We start from the raw sequence: 15,413 nt of genomic DNA, 5'->3' as shown, positions 1-15,413 counted from the left end.
TTAAAAAAGGGACAACATGAGTCACCAACACTTACTACATGACAGCGCCGATGAACTTGGCCCTATTCGCATTTTTGATGATGGTCAATATCGCATTTTGTCATTTGCTGATGGTGATGAGCAAAGCCGTATTCGTCTTTCTACTCCGCATATTTTACAGCATGAATATACCCAAGCCATGATATTGCCACTCTTATTCTGCGAACCCAAACGCGTCTGTATATTGGGGCTGGGGGGGGAACCTTACTGAATGCGCTTTATCATACCGTTCCCGCTATTCACATCACCGCGGTTGAGCTGCGTCAAGAAGTCATGGATGCGGCCGAGATGTATTTCAAACTCCCCAGAGGCAAACGCATTAATCTAGAAGTGGCTAACGCCATTGATTACATAGCGGATGGCCTGCCTAAAAAAGTCGATGTATTAATGACCGATCTCTATAACACCGAAGGAATGGATTGTGCTGTCCTCCAAACAAGCTTCATTGAAAATTGTGCGAAGAACATCAAAGAAGATGGCTGGTTAGCGTTAAATTGCTGGATCGATCAAAAAAACAATCATGAATTAACCGCCATCATCAAACAACATTTTAATGACGTTCGAGCACTAGATACTGGCAGCGGCAACTGGGTTATTATCGCGGGCAAAAGAGTCGATAACAGTAACGCAAAAGAGCCTCAAAGTCGCTGCACAAAGGCTCAGCGACAAAATGGGCTTTCAATTAACCAAATGGTTGTCTAGATTGTCGGAGATTTAGCTCTATAGCTATCAGTGTTCTCGAGGAACCAATAGTGATATTTGTCTTTTTAACACATAAAACAAAAATCACTTTTAAATAGAAATAGTTTTCATTTAAAATTAAATACATTCAACATGAATTATCTAGATGTCTATCGAAACTGTTTCCTATTTATACAACTAACGGCTCTCAACATGAAACAAAAAAAGTCTCATTTCACATATTAACATCTACATTGACAGCATTAGGCGCAACCTTATTCACCACCACGTCTTCGATTGTTTTTGCGAGTGGAGAGATAAATATTTACTCCGCTCGTAAAGAAGCTTTGATCGCTCCTGTGCTAGATGCTTATTCTAAAAAATATCGGGTGAATGTAAATCTAGTTACGGGTGACGCTGATGTATTATTAAATCGCTTAAAAGCCGAAGGTGATGCAAGCCCTGCTGATATTTTTATTACAGTCGATGCTGGACGGCTTGTTCGAGCAAAGGAAGCTGGCGTACTACAAAGCTTTGAGACTGACACGTTAAAGAAAGTGATACCAAATAATCTAAAAGATCCCGAAGGCTATTGGTATGGCCTATCACAACGTGCACGTATTATTTTTTATAATCCAAAAAAGGTCTCTGAATCTGAGCTTACTACTTATGAAGATTTAGCCAATCCAAAATGGAAAGGACGTTTGTGCACTCGTTCCTCTTCTAATATCTATAATCAGTCGTTAGTGGCTTCCATGATTGTCGCAAATGGTAAAGCCAAAACGTTAGAGTGGATCAAAGGATTTGTTAATAATTTATCTCGCCCTCCTTTTGGTGGCGATACTGATTTACTTAACGCTGTTTCAGTCGGTGTTTGTGATGTGACTCTAGCCAACTCTTATTACTATGGTCGACTGGGTCAAAGTGATGACGCCAAAGAACGTGAAATTTATAATTCTGTTGCACTTTTTTGGCCAAATCAGGGCAAAAACGAACGCGGTGCTCATGTCAATGTTAGTGGAATAGGTATAACTGCGTCCGCATCAAATCTTCGTAATGCAAGACGTTTAGTCGACTTCCTTACAAATGAAGAAAGTCAATCTTGGTATGCTCAAGCTAATACTGAGTACCCTGTTGTGGAAGGAATTGCGCCACCTAAAAGCTTGCAGCCATTTGGAGAGTTTAAAGCAGATTCCCTATCTCTTAGTGCTTTAGGAGAAAATAACAGATTGGCCGTAGAGCTAATGAATGAAGGCGGCTGGAAATAAAGTTACTAAATTTTTCGTTACAGAAATTTACTCAATAAGAAATGCCAGCCACCTTAATAAGTACGCTGGCATTTTTATAAATACGTAACGCAACCTGAACTAACGATGTTTGTATATGCTGGCGAGACCTTAATATCTTCAATCGTTGCAGTTCCTGCTAACGACATGGCAACCTCTAATTCTTCTCGAAGAATACGCAACATATGCGCAACACCTGCAGCTCCAGCTACAGCCAAAGCATAAACCTGCGGCCGCCCAATTAACACTGCGTTTGCGCCAAGTGCAACCGCCTTGAAGACATCCGTGCCACGCTGCACACCGCCATCCATCAATACCGTGAACTCCCCTCCTACTGATTGACGAATAACTGGTAAAACATCAATGGCACTTGGTACACAATCTAATGTACGGCCGCCATGATTTGATACAACAACACCTTTTGCCCCGATAGACTTGGCTTTAATTGCATCAGCAGGATGTAATATGCCTTTTATCAACACCGGCAAGGATGTTTGCTTTATCAACCAAGCAATGTCTTTCCAAGTTGGCGCTTCACTCATCATCCCTTGAAAAATAATACTTTGATCTGGCGTGAAAGCATTGGAAGGCAAAGGCGGACGATTGATAAGATTCACCGCTGTTATTCCATCTGGTAAAACAAAGTTCGCTCTTTGTGCTCTATTACGAATACCGTGTATGGCTGAATCAACGGTGACGACTAAAGCCGAATAACCAGATTTTTCAGCACGACGAACCAACTCTACATTAAAGTCTCGATCCAGTTGCCAATACAACTGAAACCATTTTGGGCTGGTTAGTTTCTCACTAATACTCTCAACAGTGTGACTGGCTAATGTACTTACAATCATGCCAATTTCTAAGGCACTGGCAGCTCGCGCAGTGGCTATTTCCCCTTCTTCATGAGCCATGCATTGAAAAGCAACAGGCGCCAGCATAATAGGAGAACGCCAAAACTCACCGAGTATGGACGTCATAGTTGTACCATGAGTAACATCATTTAATACCCTCGGCCAAAGTTGAATAGCATCAAGCGCAGTTCGATTATGCTTGAGAGTGATTTCATCACCACCTCCCCCAAAAATATACTCATAAATATCATGAGGTAATACGTCTTTGGCAAGACGTTGATAATCAGCAACGCATAGAGCATCAATCGGAGTAATCGAAGTGGTCATTTAGGTATTCACATGTAGTCGAATTAAACGGTGGTATAAAGCACTTAGCGTAATCACTTGAGGATTATCTAAACCGTGATCAGCCCCTAATGTTTGGATGGTTTGATCTAGGTCAAATAAAATCTCACGCTGTTCATGATCTCGCACCATACTTTCAACCCAAAAAAACTTGCCAATCGTTGGCCTTTTGTCACAGGTAAAACCTGATGCAAACTGGTAGAAGGATATATAACCATATCACCAGCAAGCAGTTTTATTTGATGTTCCCCATACGTATCCTTAACACAAAGCTCGCCACCATCATAATCATCAGGGTTACTCAAGAAAACGGTCACCGACAAGTCTGTTCTTAATCGAATCGGCGTACCAGGAATAATTCTAATAGCATTATCAACATGCCAGCCATAATGACCACTGCTTTGATAACGATTAAACATTGGAGGAGAAATTTTTAATGGCAAGGCGGCAGACACAAACTTAGCGCTTTCAGATATCGCCTGCAATATATGATCGCCTAATTGTTGAGCCAACTTGCTCTCTGGATGAAGCTGCTGATTTTGTTTAACCTGAACTGATTGTTCACCTGCGCTACTTAAACCACTTTCCCAATCAGCAGAATTCAAATGTTGTCGATACTGTTTAAGTTCGTTATCAGACAAAACATTTGGAATAGTGATTACCATATTTTCCCTCAATAGAAACAAATAAACGCAATCAAGATTACTCCTGATTGCGTTGTAATTAGAACATAATAATAGTTATTAAAACTTATACTTTGCAGTCACGCTAGCAGAACGACCTTCTCCTAGGTAAGCAATACTTCCGCCACGGTAGATTGCCGTATAGTATTCTTTATCGGTTAAATTTTGCACGTTGGCTTGGATATCGAAATTTTTGCTCACTTCATACAGCGCAAAAACATCGTAAACAACATATGATGGCGTTCTAACAACAGTATCAGGATCTGTCCCCGCATCAGGTTGACCACCTAACATTTCACTTGAATAAGTTGCGATAGCACCAACAGCAAATTTCGGTGTAAACTGATATTTGAGCTGACCGTTAAAGCTACGCTCTGCAAAATTTGCTTTAGGTCGGCCGACATTGTCTTCATCAAAAGATTTTAGTGTTTTGGATTTCATTAACGCTAGTCCAACCTGACCACTCAAGTTATCTGTCACATTACCTGATAAACCGAATTCCACGCCATGCACTCGATTTTTCCCTGTGTTAAGAGAACCACCTGATGCATAAGAATCATTTCCCCCCTCAATTACTTTGTCTTTAGTAATCTGAAATGCTGCAGCGGTAAGCAGTAACTTATGATCCATTAAGTTCCATTTTGTTCCCAGCTCCAAATTTGTGGATTGCTCTGGCTCTGCATTTTTATAATTACCATCAGAATCTAAACAAATGCCACCATAGCCACATTGACTAACCGCATCGACTTCTCCACCATTTATATTGGATGACGTAGACCATGATCCATATACATTACCGTGTTCCCATGGAGAGAAAACAACACCTAGATGACCATTCAAGAAACCATCATTGAACTCAACATTTGTTGCCCCCGTATTACCACGGAATAATACGTCAGCATCATAGTTAAAATAATCATAACGAACACCACCATGTACTTCCCAAGTATCCGATAATGTAATGGTATCCATAATGTAAGCAGACAATGTCTGCAGTTTTAAACTATTGGTTGCGTCATTTCTAGTAACAGAACCCTCCCATAAATTATTATTCGCATTATAAGGATCAAGTGTAAAAGAGTTCGTTTGATTTATTGTATAGCTACCCGTATCTGTCTTTTCATTTGCATACTCGACACCAGTAACAATACTGTTTTTCTTACCAAATAGTTCTGTGTCCCAGATAAAGTTTGTTTGGTTGCCAATATACTCATTCTCTTGCCAGCCAGAAAAACTTCTTATGCCTGTACCTCTTGCCATAGAGACAATGTACTCATTTACTGTTTCACCATAACGAGACTTGTTTTCGATACGAAAATCATCAGAAAGATAAGCGCTTATCTTTACTGTAGCTATGTCCGCTTCACTATTTTTAAAATCTAAACCATTTTGTCCTACGTAATCATATTTATTAAAACTGCCTGTTGATCGATTAAGTGCATGACCTACATCTTCTTTATCATCTGCACGGAAGTAGTAATAGTCAGCATTAATGGCAACATCTGAATTTGGTTCATAAACACCTGATAACAAAAAACCTTCATGTTGAGTTCCTGCAGGAGCTCGATTAGGAACATCGGCTTCAGAGTAGAGAGCATTGAAACGCACCGCTACTTCGTCACTAACTACCTTGTTTGTATCAAGGGTATAGCGTTGTTTGTGATCAGTACCAAGAGTACCGCTAACGATAGAGAAGTCTTCATCGTAAGAGGGTTTCTTTGTCACAGAATTCACAGCGCCACCCGTCGTACCACGACCGCCAAATGTCGAGCTTGGGCCTTTGGATATTTCTACTTGTTCAAGTGCAAAGGTTTCACGTGAGATGATGTCGAGCTCACGCAAACCATCGGTATAGACATCACTGCGGGCTTCGTAACCACGAATAATATAACGATCGCCAAACGAGTTACCACCCTCACCCGTTCCTAGGGTAATACCCGGCTGTGCACTCAAAATACTTTCTAGGTCTGTTTTACCGGACTCTTCAATCGCATCTTTTGTTAACACAGTAATCGTTTTTGGTGTTTCAGCAATATCACGGGTGTATTTAGAATCAGACATCCTCTTGGCTTTATAAGGTGCACCTTGCTCACTATAAGGATTCGCATCACTCGCAAGTTCAGTATCCTCTATCAACAAAGTGTTTAGATTTTCCTCTTCCGCTTTTGCTTGATTAGATAACGAGGCAGATACAGCTAAAGCAATACCAGTTAACACCAATGGATGACGTTTCGCTTTCATTCTTGACTGATGAATATTAAGACTTTGATTCATATTAAGTAATTCCAAAAAAATTGACCGAATAATGCTTATGTAAATGATTTCGGTTATTATTTACATAAGCATTATTTAGTCAACTTATTTCTTACTAATTTGTACGAAATATGATTAATCTTACTTACAGAGGCTTCGAAAAATTGAATAATTCACCCAAGACGGATGAGCTTTAGTCTAGTAAGAACGCTAGCGTGTCAAAAAAACGCCGCCTATCCTTGTAAAAGATAAGCGGCGTTTTCTTTTTGCTAAAATCGCTTTTAAGCAGGAAAGGATACTTGATTAACTACCAAGCACACTACCCACCAACGCTTTTGCTTCGTTTTCAAGTTCAGCAAGGTGATCTTCTGATACAAAGCTTTCTAGATAGATTTTATACACGTTTTCTGTACCAGAAGGTCGAGCGGCAAACCAACCATTCTTAGTAGACACTTTCAGTCCACCAATGGCAGCACCATTGCCAGGTGCATGCGTCAATACAGACACAATGGCTTCACCCGCCAATTCGGTTTGCGTGACATTTTTTACATCCAACGCACCGAGTAGTGCTTTTTGTGCAGAAGTCGCAGCAACATCAATGCGTTTATAGAAAGGTTTACCATATTTAGCTACTTGCGCTTCATAAAGTGTCTGCGGATCCTTGCCAGTTACCGCTAAAATTTCAGCCGCCAGCAACGCCATAATGAAGCCGTCTTTATCGGTGGTCCAGACGGTCGCATCTTTACGAAGAAAGGATGCTCCGGCACTTTCTTCGCCTCCAAATGCCATCGTGCCTTCAAACATGCCATCAACATACCATTTAAAACCAACAGGCACTTCACAAAGTTGGCGCTCTAATCCATTTACCACACGATCAATCATGCCACTGGAGACCAGTGTTTTGCCAAATTGAACATCTTGTGGCCAATGTTTTCTGTGTTGCGATAAATATTCAATCGCAACGGCTAAATAGGCGTTCGGGTTCATTAAACCAGATTTGGCACAGACAATCCCATGGCGGTCATAATCTGGATCATTACCAACGGCAATATCAAACTCGTCTTTCAGCTTTAGCAGCCCTTGCATGGCATAAGGGGATGAACAGTCCATACGAATACGACCATCTTTGTCACGAGGTACAAAGCGAAACGTTGGATCAACCTCTTTATTCACGACAGTAATGTTCAAGGCGTATTTTTTGGCGATAGGCTCCCAGTAGTGAATACCTGACCCACCCATAGGGTCAACACCAATGCGAATCTTCGCATCTGCAATGGCTTTCATATCAATGACGTTTTCAAGATCGTCAACATAATGACTAATATAATCAAAAGGCTCAATCAAGCCACTGGCTTCAACTTCTTCTGGAGAGAAGCGTTTAACGCCTTGCAAGTCTGCTTCCAGTAACGCATTAGCGCGTTTTGCTACCCAATCGGTAATGTCTTTATCGGCTGGCCCACCTTTGCTGGAATTGTATTTAATACCGCCGTCTTCAGGCGGATTATGTGAAGGCGTAATGACAATCCCATCGCTGATATCGGACTGGGTCTTGTTATGGGTTAAGACTGCGCGAGAAATAACTGGCGTTGGCGTGTAGCCGCCGTTTAACTGTGTGCGAACGCGAACACCATTTGCGGTGAGCACGCTCACTGCAGTTTGAAACGCCGCTTCAGACAACGCATGCGTGTCTTTACCTAAGTATAAAGGACCAAAGATATTTTTAGAGAGTCGATATTCCGCAATCGCCTGGGCAATCGCAAAAATGTGATTTTCATTGAAACTGGTTAGTAAGGCACTGCCACGATGACCGGATGTACCAAAACTGACACGCTCATCTGGATGAGTCGCCACTCGAGGCTTTTTCAGGTAATAAGCTGACATGAGTTCAGGAAGATTGACCAGTAAATCGTGAGAAGCAAGCTGCCCTGCTTGTGGATGAATTGCCATATGTAAGATGCCCTATTAAGTCATGGAAACCAGTGCAATTAGTCTCTCTTATAATCAGATCTGTTTCAATGACTTAACCAAGGTATTACTTAACTTAGACAATTTATCCACGCATTGAAAAGAATAAGCAATCCGAAGCAAACACTAACGTTTACGAAGAATCAAACTGCCTATTGAATACCCCGCCCCAAATGAACAAATCACACCAATGTCGCCAGCCACTAAGTCCTCATGATATTTCGCAAAGGCAATAATCGAATCCGCTGACGCCGTATTTGCGTATTCATCAAGCACCACTGGCGCTTCTTCAAGGGTGGCATCACGACCCAATAGACGCTTACTGATCAGCACATTCATATTGATATTCGCTTGATGTAACCACCAACGTTTTAACTGTGACACCTGAATGCCTTGACTATTCAGGTGGCCCTCAATGTGATCGGCCGCCATTGGACAAACCTCTTTAAATACTTTACGACCATTTTGATGAAATAGCTTATCCGCACCATAAGGGTCTTCATCAGTAACACGAGTGGTGTAGCCAAAATTAGAACGAATATTATTCGAAAAAGACGTAATGCATTTCGTACTTAGCACATCGAACGAGTGAGCTGACTGACAGGTTTCACTACTTTCTACAACGACAGCGGTTGCCACATCGCCAAAAATAAAGTGAGAATCCCGATCCATATAGTTTACTTGTGGAGACGTTAGTTCAGGGTTAATAACCAATACCCCTTTTGCCGTGCCCGCTTTGACCGCGTCCACCGCTCTTTGCAAACCAAATGTCGCAGCAGAACACGCTACTAACATATCAAAACCAAAGCCCTCTATGCCTAGTGCCGCTTGCACTTCGATGGCAATAGCGGGGTAAGAACGCTGAGTATAGGCACAAGACACTATCACCATATCGATGTCTGCGGCGGTTTTATTGGCTGCTTGGAGGGCTTTCTGGGCAGCGGCAATCGCCATTTCAGCTTGATGAGATAGCTGCTCGTCAGTACGAACTTCTAATACAGGGCGCATCCGGTGGATATCTAAAGCGCCTTCTTTGGAATAAACATAGCGACTTTTAATACCAGAGGCCTTCTCAATAAACGCAGCGCTAGATAAAGGCTTTGCTTCAATGTCGCCACGTTCAATATCTTGAGCGTGCTCAAGATTATACTTTTCAGCCCATGCGTTATAACTCGCGACAAGCTCTTCATTGCTAATAGAATGCATGGGGGTCCATAGACCCACCCCACTAATAACGGCGGAATAATTCATTTCGTATCCTTTTTATTGTTTTTAACAACAGTATAGAAGAGATTGTGAATCACATTATGGCGCCAGTCTACAAAATGTAATAACAATGGCAGCATATTATCCAGAATACTTATAATAGACTGGTTTTATAGCATGGCATTCTCAGTAAAATTCTCCCATACTGTTTCTCAATGATTGTTTTAATTGAAGAAACGCTGTTTTTATGTGATACATAGATCACTGGAATAAAACCATACAAAGTGGACTTTTATGACCAATAACAATGCATTAATTCTATCTGGCGGTGGTGCGCGTGCAGCCTATCAAGTAGGTGTACTCTCAGCCATGGGAAAAATACTGCCAAAACATACCGCTTTACCTTTTTCAATATTATGCGGCACCTCTGCTGGCGCATTGAACGCCACTATGCTGGCCTCCTATGCAGACAATTTTTCGAAAGCCGTTTCGACCTTAGCTTTTGTGTGGCGTCATTTAACTCCGGATCAAATCTATACCGTGGGACGCTGGCCTGTGGCCACGTCCCTCACAAAGACTTTATTATCCCTTTTTCATGTCCACAATAGCGAAACATCCATGGCATTGATGGACAATACGCCACTGAAAGAACTGCTCTCAAATCATTTAGACTTTTCTAAAATACACACTGCAATAGACAAACAACAACTAAGAGCATTAGCGATCACCGCTATGAGCTATAGCACAGGTGAATCGACTACTTTTTTCAAGGACAAGCCGATATTCAAGGCTGGCAAGAAAAAAGACGCAAAGGCGTGATAGCGCGTTTAGGGGTGGACCACTTGTTAGCGTCCAGCGCCATTCCCACTATTTTTCCTGCTCATAAAATTCAAAATCATTATTACGGCGATGGCGCCATTCGCCAAAAATCGGCCATCTATCCTGCCCTTAAATTGGGAGCAAACAAGTTATTTATCATTGGCGTGAGCGGTAACCGCAGCGCCAAAAAATGGGCCGCACCGGATGAAGAGGTAGAGTCCAGCGCTCCCAGTATGGCACAAATACTAGGTCAGTTATTGAATAGCGCTTTTATTGATAATTTGGAAGACGATATCAACCAATTAGAGATCATGAATAGCCTTATTCGAGATCTACCTAAAGATAAACAAGCATTACATCAAAACCTTCCCACAGAGACGTTAATCATTTCTCCATCGGAAGAACTTAACGCCATAGCCCATCACTACATTAAGACGCTACCGAAAAATGTGCGTATCCTCTTAAAGGCGGCAGGCGGGTCGACTTCAGAGAAAATAAGCTCAGCAGCAAGCTACTTACTTTTCACGCCGCAATATTGCCGAGCCTTGATGGATTTGGGGTATCAGGATGCCATGTGGGAAAAGGATAGAATTATTGCTTTTTTTGAAGGACACGTTTAAATATTAACGTGTCTTTTATCGCTTATAGCGTCACTTGCCACCACCCATGAGGTGAGTCGCTGCATGTTTTTGGCGCCCAAAGAACTGCATAGCTCTATCTGCCCCTTTGGCTGAGAGGAGGAGTTCTGCAAAGCGTTCATTTGCTCAGGATAAGACGCTTCTAAACGCCGAATAAGTTGAGCGGTTACCCCCTCACTTGGCTCAATAATTTCTGCATTCACTTCCTAAGGCCTGAACAAACAAATGCTTCACCAAAGGATAATGGGTACAAGCCAAAACCAACGTATCAATGTTTTGAGCTAGCATATCTTGGCTCAACACATTGATCGTCTGTTTGATTTTATCTTCTGTTTCAGGCCAGGCGTCGATATCAAACGCCAAGGTATCGCTGGACATAATCGATACTTGACTGTCCGACTTCCAAAGCCCAATCAATTGGTTCAAACGCGGACTTTGTGCTGTCACTGGCGTACCCAACACCGCCACTTTACGCTGCTTACTAATACGAAAAGCTGGTTTTACGGCAGGCTCAACGCCAATAATAGGCAATGACGTGCTCGCCCTTAACGCATCAATGGCAGCCACCGTTGCCGTATTACAAGCAACAACAATGGCAGACACTTTTTCATTTTCAAAAACTGTCCTATTTTTATCAACCTTTCCTGCAATTGCGGGATGCTTTTACTGCCATAGGGCGCAAACGCATCATCGGCCAAATAGACCAAATCAAGATAAGGTTGTTTTTTATGTATCGCGTTGAGAATGGTTAAGCCCCCAGCGCCAGAATCAATCACCCCAACTTTCAACGTAATGACTCCGCGTTCATACTGTGATCAACCGAGATTGTCGAGGGCAATTGAACGGGTTCACGCTCTAGCTCAACACCATACAAATCCAAAACAGATTGTTTTATCTGTGCTTCTAGCGCCAATAAAGAATCCGCTGTGTCCTCCTGATAATTAACCAGCACCAGCGCCTGTTTATCATAGACACCAACCCCTTGGAATTGCTTTCCTTTCCAACCGGCTTGATCAATCATCCAACCAGCCGCCAATTTAAATCCTTGCTCAAAAGGAAATGAAACGAGCGAGGGAAAACGAGCGATTAACTCGCTATGTTTGGCCTGACTGACAATTGGATTTTTGAAAAAACTGCCAGCATTAGCCAGCACGGTTGGATCGGGCAATTTTTCATTGCGAACCTGACACACGGCGTTAAAAACATCTTTCAAGCTCGGCTGAGCTTGAACTCGGTCAGAGAGACCGCCATAACTTAACTGCAGTTGCCCCTGTTTTTTCAGTGATAACTCCACCGCCGTAATAATAAACACAGATTGCCATTTGCTTTTAAAATAACTGTCGCGATAAGCCAATCCACAGTCGCGAGCATTAATCCAGTAAACATCCCCAGACACGGTATTAATAACTTGAACTCGGGCCAATACATCTTTTATCTCAACCCCATAAGCACCGATATTTTGAACAGGAGCAGCCCCAACCGTTCCAGGGATGAGAGCCAAATTTTCAATACCAAACCACCCTTGAGTGACAACAAATTCGACCAGCTGATGCCAATTTTCACCCGCCGCAACCGTCAAACTCATCAAATTGCCACTGTGCTCTCTGGCATTGATACCAGACAATCGGTTAATAATGACCAACCCTGGCACATCGCCAGAAATAAGCAAATTACTACCACCGCCTATCATGGTGACATGGTGTTCCAAGCGATTCGCCCAAGCCAATAAGACTTTAAGCGTTTCAAGGCTGTCTGCAATAGCAAAATATTCCGCCTGATAAGCAAATCGGAACGTATTGTAAGCAGCCAAAGACATGTTTTTTTGGATGGAATCTTCAACGGTTTGTGTGAAAAAATCGCTGGTATTAAGTCGCATATTCATCGGCTGACAGAGTCTTCTCGTTTTAAAGTAAGGTGGTTCACAAACGCTTGTGCAATATTAGTAAGGTGCTGTCTCATTTCAATAAACCCGCTTTCATCGCCATAATAAGGATCCACCACTTCCCCAAAGGACACACTTGGATGAAACTCACCAAACAAAACCAAAGTGGCCCGACTGCGCTTAGGTTGAATTTTCTTAAGATTGGCTAAATTCTCTCTGTCCATGGCTAGAATCCAATCAAACTCATCGAAATCCGCCTTACTTACTTGTCTGGCTTTTTGTTGATCAATATGAATGCCAACTTGCTTTAATACAGCAATGGATCGAGGATCCGGTGGACTGCCAATGTGGTAAGCGGCTGTCCCAGCAGAATCGAGTTCCAAAAAGACGCTTTTACTTTCAGCGCTCAAGCTTTCTATGATGCCCTGTGCGGCTGGAGAACGACATATATTCCCCAAACACACGGTCAGCACTTTTTGCGATGTCATTTTGATGAACCTGACTCCAGTCTCTCGTCTGTTGTTAAAGTACGCGCTTCGGTTTCTAACAACACAGGAATACCATCACGAATGGGATACGCCATTCCACCAATCTTGCTGATCAGCTCAGTACCATCCTTACTCAAGGTAAGTGCCGCTTTCGTGACAGGGCAAACAAGTATGTCTAATAACGTTTTATTCATGGCTATGATCCAATTTTATAAGGTTGAGTTTTTCTAAAAAGCGCTGCTTAAAATGCTCTGGCAATACTAAAGAGACTGGCAAATACCAGACGTTTGAATTCTCTAGACCTAAGGACTGGCATTTCACAGCGTCTTTTTCCGTCATAATAACGGCACCATCAGATGGAATATCGTTAACATCAAACACGTGATGATCGGCAAACCATTGATGAGTAATGTTTTCTTTTTGCAGGCCGAGTCGCTCTAATGTTTCAATAAAACGCTCTGGATTACCAATACCCGCCATAATATGCCATTTTGCCTGATCCACAAATGCGTCAAGACAATCTACGCGTTTTGTGCCATCTAAAGACAGCAACATACTCGGCACCAAAGGTGCGACGGTAATAGGCAAATTCAGTTGATCGAGGGCATTCGTCATGTTGTCCGCCACACTGACAATAAAATCCACGTCTTTTAAACGGTCAATCGGTTCCCTTAACGGCCCGACGGGTAACAAATGGCCATTCCCCACCCCACGCTTTGCGTCTAGCATTGCGATTTCAATGTCTCTGTCTAATTGGTAATGTTGCATACCATCGTCGCTAACAATAATGTTTACATCTGTTGTTGCAAGAAGGTGTTTAACGGCTTCATCTCGTTTTGAGAATACCACCATAGGACAAGCCGTTCGACGAGCAAGCATAACAGGCTCATCACCAACGGCCTGAGCTGAACTGTCAGGATACACCCTAGTCGGCACTTTAAGCGTTACGCCATGTCCTCGGGAAACAATACCGGGTCGATAGCCTTGGGCGGACAACAGTTCACACAATGCCACAACCATGGGAGACTTCCCCGTACCGCCGACACTGATATTACCTACGATCACCACGGGAACAGGCGCTTTATAAGACCATTCAGGGTGTGCTAAAAAGCGTTGCCTTTTATTGAGTATCACTCTTCGAACAAGAGGCTGTAACGGCCGAAACACATTTGTCCAACCACAACGACCGTACCAAGAACGAGTAAATAAAGACTCTAAACTCACTGGATGGGCTTCTTTCTGTGCAGTATGAGCAAGTTTTGTAATACCGAGGCTTGCTGCCGCATCATACACCCTAAGCACCATGTCATAAGAGGCTTTTGCGTCAGCAGTAATAATAAGCGGACGAGTATAGTCGCCCTCACTGACTTCTTCTAATCCTTGTATTAATGTGCTCACTTTCTCATTAATGAGTGTTTGGCCATTGATAACATACTGACCATCCGCAGTAATGACCAACTCGACATTTTTAGCACGATCAGAACTAGGGGCATTTGAGGTGGCCGTTGGTAAGTCAATCGTCAACTCAGTACTTTGATTGAATGTCGTACTGACCATAAAGAAAATAAGCAATAAAAAAACGACGTCAATCAATGGTGTTAGATTGATTTGAACGTCATCTATTTTCTGACGACGAAACTTCACTGGGCGACTCCTGCTTTATCTCGATCGCCATGCAAAGCATCGACCAATTTTGTGGACTGCTGCTCCATTGTTACAACAAGTTCATCAATTCGACGACTGAAAAACCGATGGAAAATTAACGCTGGAATGGCCACACCTAAACCCGCCGCGGTGGTAAGCAATGCTTCAGAGATACCGCCTGCGAGTAACGCCGTATTTCCAGCCCCACTTTCCATCAAGACAGAAAAGACCTTAATCATACCAACCACTGTCCCTAGCAAACCTAACAATGGAGAAATGGCAGCAATGGTACCCAGAGTATTCATAAAGCGTTCTAACTCATGGATTACATGACTGGCGGCCTCTTGAACACTTTCTTTCATCGCATCTCGACCATGTTTAGAGTTTAAAAGTCCCGCGGCGAAAATAGACGCAAGACCTGTTTTCGCTTGCATAGAACGAATGTACTCAATGGTCATTCTGTCATCACGCAATCGCGCCATAACATCCGACAACAACCCTTTGGGGGCTACTCCTGACCTACGCAGCGTCCAAAATCGCTCAAGAATAATAGCCAGTGCAAGAATGGAACAGGCCAACAAAGGCCACATAAAAACACCACCAGTTTGAATAAAAGCTAACACTTCGCTCTCC

At 42.7% G+C, this 15,413-nt stretch carries 18 protein-coding genes; 5 read left to right on the top strand and 13 right to left on the bottom strand.

The window, feature by feature from the left end; genetic code table 11:
• The first annotated feature begins 16 nt into the window (after nucleotides 1-16).
• The 3 genes from ONZ52_RS24000 to ONZ52_RS23990 all read left to right on the top strand — a co-directional run bounded on the left by ONZ52_RS24000 (nucleotide 17) and on the right by ONZ52_RS23990 (nucleotide 1,988).
• A complete protein-coding gene (locus tag ONZ52_RS24000; protein WP_265221078.1) occupies nucleotides 17-250 on the top strand; it encodes a polyamine aminopropyltransferase in 234 nt (77 codons plus the stop codon).
• Complete coding sequence (locus ONZ52_RS23995) at nucleotides 166-741, top strand: spermidine synthase (RefSeq protein WP_321160413.1); 576 nt, start codon at nucleotides 166-168, stop codon at nucleotides 739-741. Before ONZ52_RS24000 ends, ONZ52_RS23995 begins: the two co-directional genes overlap by 85 nt.
• 233 nt (nucleotides 742-974) lie before the next feature.
• Nucleotides 975-1,988: an extracellular solute-binding protein gene (locus ONZ52_RS23990; RefSeq protein WP_265221077.1), complete on the top strand. Its 1,014-nt coding sequence runs from the start codon at nucleotides 975-977 to the stop codon at nucleotides 1,986-1,988.
• A gap of 74 nt (nucleotides 1,989-2,062) precedes the next feature.
• Here the strand turns inward: ONZ52_RS23990 and ONZ52_RS23985 are convergent, their stop codons facing one another.
• From ONZ52_RS23985 to ONZ52_RS23965, 6 genes are all read right to left on the bottom strand, one after another.
• A complete protein-coding gene (locus tag ONZ52_RS23985) occupies nucleotides 2,063-3,184 on the bottom strand; it encodes an alpha-hydroxy acid oxidase (RefSeq protein WP_265221076.1) in 1,122 nt (373 codons plus the stop codon).
• Entirely contained in the window at nucleotides 3,185-3,334 is a 150-nt protein-coding gene (locus tag ONZ52_RS25110) for a hypothetical protein (protein WP_346433256.1), read from the bottom strand.
• Nucleotides 3,292-3,867: a Fe2+-dependent dioxygenase gene (locus tag ONZ52_RS23980; RefSeq protein ID WP_265221075.1), complete on the bottom strand. Its 576-nt coding sequence runs from the start codon at nucleotides 3,865-3,867 to the stop codon at nucleotides 3,292-3,294. Before ONZ52_RS23980 ends, ONZ52_RS25110 begins: the two co-directional genes overlap by 43 nt.
• Nucleotides 3,868-3,945: 78 nt before the next feature.
• A complete protein-coding gene (locus ONZ52_RS23975; protein WP_265221074.1) occupies nucleotides 3,946-6,159 on the bottom strand; it encodes a TonB-dependent receptor in 2,214 nt (737 codons plus the stop codon).
• A 282-nt stretch (nucleotides 6,160-6,441) separates the two neighbouring features.
• Nucleotides 6,442-8,085 (bottom strand): phosphoglucomutase (alpha-D-glucose-1,6-bisphosphate-dependent), encoded by a 1,644-nt coding sequence (pgm, locus tag ONZ52_RS23970; protein ID WP_265221073.1) that lies wholly within the window; start codon nucleotides 8,083-8,085, stop codon nucleotides 6,442-6,444.
• Nucleotides 8,086-8,229: 144 nt separating this feature from the next.
• Nucleotides 8,230-9,354: a beta-ketoacyl-ACP synthase III gene (locus tag ONZ52_RS23965; protein ID WP_265221072.1), complete on the bottom strand. Its 1,125-nt coding sequence runs from the start codon at nucleotides 9,352-9,354 to the stop codon at nucleotides 8,230-8,232.
• Nucleotides 9,355-9,603: 249 nt separating this feature from the next.
• Here ONZ52_RS23965 and ONZ52_RS23960 point away from each other — a divergent pair, with 249 nt between their 5' ends.
• Together ONZ52_RS23960 and ONZ52_RS23955 are read left to right on the top strand one after the other, a co-directional pair.
• On the top strand, nucleotides 9,604-10,128 hold the full coding sequence (locus tag ONZ52_RS23960) for a patatin-like phospholipase family protein (protein WP_265221071.1): 525 nt from the start codon (nucleotides 9,604-9,606) through the stop codon (nucleotides 10,126-10,128).
• Nucleotides 10,129-10,151: 23 nt separating this feature from the next.
• Nucleotides 10,152-10,748: a patatin-like phospholipase family protein gene (locus ONZ52_RS23955; RefSeq protein WP_265221070.1), complete on the top strand. Its 597-nt coding sequence runs from the start codon at nucleotides 10,152-10,154 to the stop codon at nucleotides 10,746-10,748.
• On the opposite strand, the gene ONZ52_RS23950 is transcribed toward ONZ52_RS23955, so the two are convergent.
• From ONZ52_RS23950 to ONZ52_RS23920, 7 genes are all read right to left on the bottom strand, one after another.
• A complete protein-coding gene (locus ONZ52_RS23950) occupies nucleotides 10,745-10,969 on the bottom strand; it encodes a hypothetical protein (protein WP_265221069.1) in 225 nt (74 codons plus the stop codon). The two genes, ONZ52_RS23955 and ONZ52_RS23950, sit on opposite strands and share 4 nt — an antisense overlap.
• Nucleotides 10,950-11,369 carry a glutamate racemase gene (locus ONZ52_RS23945; protein ID WP_265221068.1) on the bottom strand — a complete coding sequence of 140 codons (420 nt, stop codon included), beginning with the start codon at nucleotides 11,367-11,369 and terminating at the stop codon, nucleotides 10,950-10,952. The genes ONZ52_RS23950 and ONZ52_RS23945 overlap by 20 nt, the downstream gene beginning before the upstream one ends.
• A 181-nt stretch (nucleotides 11,370-11,550) precedes the next feature.
• The gene (gene murB / locus ONZ52_RS23940) at nucleotides 11,551-12,642 is read right to left on the bottom strand and encodes a UDP-N-acetylmuramate dehydrogenase (RefSeq protein WP_265221067.1); all 1,092 of its coding nucleotides are present in this window, start codon (nucleotides 12,640-12,642) and stop codon (nucleotides 11,551-11,553) included.
• 2 nt (nucleotides 12,643-12,644) lie between these two features.
• Nucleotides 12,645-13,136, bottom strand: a complete 492-nt coding sequence (locus ONZ52_RS23935; RefSeq protein WP_265221066.1) for a low molecular weight protein-tyrosine-phosphatase — start codon at nucleotides 13,134-13,136, stop codon at nucleotides 12,645-12,647.
• Complete coding sequence (locus ONZ52_RS23930) at nucleotides 13,133-13,330, bottom strand: Trm112 family protein (protein ID WP_111607775.1); 198 nt, start codon at nucleotides 13,328-13,330, stop codon at nucleotides 13,133-13,135. The genes ONZ52_RS23935 and ONZ52_RS23930 overlap by 4 nt, the downstream gene beginning before the upstream one ends.
• The gene (lpxK, locus tag ONZ52_RS23925) at nucleotides 13,323-14,780 is read right to left on the bottom strand and encodes a tetraacyldisaccharide 4'-kinase (protein ID WP_265221065.1); all 1,458 of its coding nucleotides are present in this window, start codon (nucleotides 14,778-14,780) and stop codon (nucleotides 13,323-13,325) included. Before lpxK ends, ONZ52_RS23930 begins: the two co-directional genes overlap by 8 nt.
• Nucleotides 14,777-15,403, bottom strand: a complete 627-nt coding sequence (locus tag ONZ52_RS23920) for a MotA/TolQ/ExbB proton channel family protein (RefSeq protein WP_265221064.1) — start codon at nucleotides 15,401-15,403, stop codon at nucleotides 14,777-14,779. The genes lpxK and ONZ52_RS23920 overlap by 4 nt, the downstream gene beginning before the upstream one ends.
• Nucleotides 15,404-15,413: the final 10 nt, after the last annotated feature.

This window comes from Marinomonas rhodophyticola, from assembly GCF_026113935.1.
GTDB classification, from domain to species: Bacteria; Pseudomonadota; Gammaproteobacteria; order Pseudomonadales; family Marinomonadaceae; genus Marinomonas; species Marinomonas rhodophyticola.
This window is presented reverse-complemented; position numbering and strand designations above follow the sequence as displayed.

Excerpts from the sequence above, each read along its gene's own strand:
- ONZ52_RS24000 (WP_265221078.1), top strand. The coding sequence starts at position 17 with ATGAGTCACCAACACTTACTACATGACAGCGCCGATGAACTTGGCCCT.
- ONZ52_RS23985 (WP_265221076.1), bottom strand. The coding sequence starts at position 3,184 with ATGACCACTTCGATTACTCCGATTGATGCTCTATGCGTTGCTGATTAT.
- ONZ52_RS25110 (WP_346433256.1), bottom strand. The coding sequence starts at position 3,334 with ATGGTGCGAGATCATGAACAGCGTGAGATTTTATTTGACCTAGATCAA.
- ONZ52_RS23980 (WP_265221075.1), bottom strand. The coding sequence starts at position 3,867 with ATGGTAATCACTATTCCAAATGTTTTGTCTGATAACGAACTTAAACAG.
- ONZ52_RS23975 (WP_265221074.1), bottom strand. The coding sequence starts at position 6,159 with ATGAATCAAAGTCTTAATATTCATCAGTCAAGAATGAAAGCGAAACGT.
- pgm (WP_265221073.1), bottom strand. The coding sequence starts at position 8,085 with ATGGCAATTCATCCACAAGCAGGGCAGCTTGCTTCTCACGATTTACTG.
- ONZ52_RS23965 (WP_265221072.1), bottom strand. The coding sequence starts at position 9,354 with ATGAATTATTCCGCCGTTATTAGTGGGGTGGGTCTATGGACCCCCATG.
- ONZ52_RS23960 (WP_265221071.1), top strand. The coding sequence starts at position 9,604 with ATGACCAATAACAATGCATTAATTCTATCTGGCGGTGGTGCGCGTGCA.
- murB (WP_265221067.1), bottom strand. The coding sequence starts at position 12,642 with ATGCGACTTAATACCAGCGATTTTTTCACACAAACCGTTGAAGATTCC.
- ONZ52_RS23935 (WP_265221066.1), bottom strand. The coding sequence starts at position 13,136 with ATGACATCGCAAAAAGTGCTGACCGTGTGTTTGGGGAATATATGTCGT.
- ONZ52_RS23930 (WP_111607775.1), bottom strand. The coding sequence starts at position 13,330 with ATGAATAAAACGTTATTAGACATACTTGTTTGCCCTGTCACGAAAGCG.